This window comes from Thermoanaerobaculia bacterium, from assembly GCA_035593605.1.
Lineage (GTDB): Bacteria > Acidobacteriota > Thermoanaerobaculia > UBA2201 > DAOSWS01 > DAOSWS01.
Map to the genome: position 1 here is coordinate 93,131 of DAOSWS010000015.1, position 4,248 is coordinate 97,378.

Sequence of the window (4,248 nt, forward strand, 5' to 3'; positions counted from 1 at the left end):
ATGAAGAAGTTATTTATTTAAGGATGTACAAACTGGCGTCTCCATCCGAGTTTACCCCAGCAGGTAATCCCTGGAGGACGGCGGCAGCCCCCGTTTGCCATGGTAGCTGTGATTGAACGTTAGTGAAGAAGAAATATTAATAAAAGAAGAACAGAATGGCGTCGCCAACGGGATTCGAACCCGTGTTGCCGGCGTGAAAGGCCGGTGTCCTTGGCCTGGCTAGACGATGGCGACGCTGAATGAACTTCAATGCCGGAATGAGCCGTGCTGGATTCGAACCAGCGACCCTCTGCTTAAAAGGCAGATGCTCTGCCAACTGAGCTAACGGCCCGGCAGGGGGAAGTATACCAGAACTTTTTTCCGGTGACTACCCCCGGACGTGATTCGACGGAACTCCGGTTGACAAGGATAGATGAATCGACTATGATGACACGGCAGGCGACGTACCCAAGCGGCTAAGGGGGAGGTCTGCAAAACCTCTATCCAGCGGTTCGAATCCGCTCGTCGCCTCCAATCCATCCCTTTTCCTGATTCAGATTTTTTCCCCGGGCCTGTCATTTCCATAGGTTTTGAAATCCACCCTAAATTTTAGCGGACATGCTGAAAAATTCGGCTGGGTTAAGATTTGTTGCGAGTAGACGCAGGATAATACCCCTCGGGATATTGTGATTCATTCAAGCCTGCACTATAATGATTGTTCCTTGCCGGAGTGGCGGAATGGGTAGACGCAAGGGACTACCTCCGGACACCCCCAACTCGCACCGCCTCATCCCCGGATAGCACCTCCCCGGCTTCGTCAGGCTCAATCAAAAATCCTCGATGTATCTTTCAGATACGCCTCCGGTTTTTTCGGTCGCCTTCCTTGCCGGACAGCCACTCTACGGCGCTGCTTCGGTCCGCCTCCGGGGCATCCGGAGGTCAAATCCCCCGGGATAAATCCCTCGGGATATTGTGATTCATTCAAGCCTGCACTATAATGATTGTTCCTTGCCGGAGTGGCGGAATGGGTAGACGCAAGGGACTTAAAATCCCTCGGGATTTAATCCTGTACCGGTTCGAGTCCGGTCTCCGGCATGACTTCTCCCTTTGAATTTCTTCCCAGACTCATTTGTGATCTGCTACCAGGTTAATTGCCGGACTCGCCTGCCTTGCCGAAGCTGATGAGGATGGGGGTGGGTTTGCGAAGGCAGGTCCTCGGGAGTTGGAACTTGGAACAAGTCCATCTCCGGAACTGTTCCCGATTATTCAATCGGTTCAGATTCCCAGAGTGCTGTGATGGCATCTCGCTCGGGGCAGGGAAATTCTTTTCCATTCATCCGGACGCCTTCTCCCTGGGAGGCATGTCCGATCACGGACCACGGCATCCCTCTGTCTGTAAGGATCTTTCCCGTTTCTTCCAGGTAATCCGGGTCAATTGAAGCCAGAAGACAGCCGGATCCTATCGTTTCCATCACCGGCAGGTTGAACTGTGCCCCGGTTTTTTCCCAGAGGGGATGGATAAGGATCGTCTCTCGATCGATATTCAGCTGAACTCCGGCGGCCCTGGAGATTTCCCATAGCCCTCCGGCGATCCCACCCTCGGTCACATCATGGAGGGCGTGCACGCCCTCATTTGCCGCGAGAATTCGTGCTTCATCCACAACACTGATTCCAGGGTTTAAAAGCACGGCTTTCGCCTCTTCGACAGCATGACTGCCCACCTTCTTCACCAGAGAGTCATGTCTTTCCCTTGCCAGGATCGAAATGGCCTCCAGGGGGATGGGGCGAACCTGCAGGATCAGATCTCCTTCCCTCACACCCCGGCTGGGCAGGGGTCTGGCGGTCCATCCGATACAGGTCCCGCAGATCACGGTCATGGGAAGATCGTGGGTGATTTCTGTGTGACCTCCGGCAAGACAGATATTCATTTCCGTGCAGGTTGTTGCGATGTCCGTCAGGATGTGCTCCGCCTCCGAACACTGCGCTCCCGCTCGAAGCAGAACTACTGCAAAGAAAAATTCAGGTTCGGCTCCCGTAGCGGCAACATCGTTGGCGTTAACGACCACGGCATAATAGCCGGCACGGTCCGAGACAAAGGTGATGGGATCGGAGGCCACCACCAGGTTCCGGTTTCCGTCGACAATCACGGCGGCATCTTCGCCAACACCCGGTTCCACGATCAGGTTGGAGGGGAAGTTCAGGGTTTTTGTGAAGGCTGCCAGAATCTCAGGGGGAAGCTTTCCGGTCTTCAGCCTCATGGTCAGGCCATCACAAGTACGACGGCAGTAAGGGTAACGGCTGCAATGAGATCCACGAAAATCCCGGTCTTTGCCATCTGTTGGATTGAAACCTCTCCCGAAGCGAAGACAATGGCATTCGGGGGCGTCGCTACAGGAAGAGCAAAGGCGCAGGAAGCTCCGAGTGTGGCACCGATCATCAGGAGAAGGGGATCTTTCCCGATAGCCATGGCCGTGGTGGCGACGATAGGAAGCATCGTCGCCGTGATGGCCGTGTTTGAGGTGACCTCGGTTAATAGATCCATGATCAACACGACTGCAAAGACAAGAGGAAGTGTCGGCAGGGCACCCAGACCGGAGAGACAGTCCCCGAACCATGAGGCAAGACCGCTCTGCTGGAAGGCTTCAGCCAGGGCGAAACCGCCGCCAAAGAGAAGAAGAACGCCCCATGGGATCCGGTCTTCGGTTTCCTGCCATTGGAGGATGGGCTTCCCGCCGATATGAATCAAAAAGAGGACGACGGCGGCCCCGATCGCGACGGTCGAGTCATGGAGAAAGCTCTTCCATGGAAATAGGGAGGACCAGCCGGGGATCGTGAGGCTGCCCATCTGGATTGGCGACCGCGTGATCCATAGAAATGCAGTGAATAGAAAGACAATCAATACGGCCTTTTCCCTGGAGTCCATGGGACCCAGATCGGCATACCGGCGGTTCAGAGCCGTCCGGATTTCATTTGGAAGCTTCTGGGAGAAGAGTGAGGTCGCACCTCCGAACCGGGTGAGATAGAGCCAGACGATGGGGAGAAGAAGAAATACAGCCGGGAGGCCAATGGCCAGCCAGCCTGTAAAGGTGATTTCAGGATGGTTGGGAAGAAGCTTCTGGGCCAGCCCCGAAAAAACAATATTGGGCGGCGTACCGATCAGGGTTCCGATTCCGCCGATGGATGCGCTGTAGGCGATACCCAGCATGAGAACCGTGCCCAGACTCTTCTGGGCACTTCCATCAAGGTGATCTCCGGTCAATTTAAGAACGGCCATCGCGATAGGCAGCATCATGAGAACCGTGGCCGTGTTGGATACCCACATCGAAAGGAAAGCGGTGGCAAGCATGAATCCAAGAACAATTCTGGGAAGGCTGCCTCCAATGAAACGGAGGGTCACGAGGGCGATCCTCCTGTGGAGTCCAACGGCCTCGATCCCGGCGGCCAGGACAAATCCTCCCAGAAAGAGAAAGACAAGATGGTTGGTGTAGTTGGGAGCGACTCTGGCAGAGGGCATGATGCCGAAAACGGGAAAGAGGAAGAGGGGCAGAAGGGATGTTACGGCTATTGGAATCGGTTCTGTGATCCACCATGTCGCGATCAGGAGGGCACAGGCGAGAGTCTTGCGGGGTTCCGATGTGAGGGTAGGAAAGATGGGGGAAAGAAGAACGGTGAAAAAAAGAACGGGACCCAGGACCAATCCGACGACACGGCGTGTCATGACAACACCATAACGCGAAAGTCCAGGGGAATCAAGAATGATGTTAAATCTGATAGACTAACCTTGTGAGGGATTCTTTGGTGTTCGGGAGGATTGGCTGTATTGCGAGTCAGTGTTGTATTAAATTGTTTTTCTACCTGAAGAAGCTTTTCTGCAGGGGCTGCAAAATATATGTATGGAGAAAATATTATCATTAAAATGATAAATAGAATATACATAAAGAGTTTTAGTAATTATATTTTTATATTATATAATGTAGTTATTGTATTTATTTGGGGGGGGGTGGTCTTAAATGGATGCATTTCCGATGTATGGGATGAGTCAACAATCATAGTTGCGTTGAAATCTGATCCATTCCTCCAAGCATCTCATGGTGAATTGCTAACTCTTTTATGGACGCATTTCTATTCGATTTATCGACCCCTGGCTGTCACCGTCATGGCGGAAGTCGTCCGATATGCTCCTGCACCGTCATCCTGGATCTATCTTCGCGCATTAAATAGGGTCCACTGAAAAACGATTCTGTTTTTAATTGGAACGGTAGGGAATCT

Annotated in this window: 2 protein-coding genes and 4 tRNA genes; 2 read left to right on the forward strand and 4 right to left on the reverse strand. The window is 52.9% G+C overall.

What is annotated here, in order from left to right:
* Positions 1-156 precede the first annotated feature (156 nt).
* A tRNA-Glu gene (locus PLD04_09060) sits at positions 157-234 on the reverse strand.
* Positions 235-258: 24 nt separating this feature from the next.
* Positions 259-331, reverse strand: a tRNA-Lys gene (locus PLD04_09065).
* 106 nt (positions 332-437) lie between these two features.
* Here PLD04_09065 and PLD04_09070 point away from each other — a divergent pair.
* Together PLD04_09070 and PLD04_09075 are read left to right on the forward strand one after the other, a co-directional pair.
* Positions 438-513 (forward strand) — tRNA-Cys (locus tag PLD04_09070).
* 476 nt (positions 514-989) lie between these two features.
* A tRNA-Leu gene (locus tag PLD04_09075) sits at positions 990-1,074 on the forward strand.
* 167 nt (positions 1,075-1,241) lie between these two features.
* On the opposite strand, the gene PLD04_09080 is transcribed toward PLD04_09075, so the two are convergent.
* Positions 1,242-2,237, reverse strand: a complete 996-nt coding sequence (locus tag PLD04_09080) for an AIR synthase-related protein (protein ID HXK68483.1) — start codon at positions 2,235-2,237, stop codon at positions 1,242-1,244.
* 2 nt (positions 2,238-2,239) lie between these two features.
* Positions 2,240-3,697 carry a DASS family sodium-coupled anion symporter gene (locus tag PLD04_09085; GenBank protein HXK68484.1) on the reverse strand — a complete coding sequence of 486 codons (1,458 nt, stop codon included), beginning with the start codon at positions 3,695-3,697 and terminating at the stop codon, positions 2,240-2,242.
* Between the last annotated feature and the right edge of the window lie 551 nt (positions 3,698-4,248).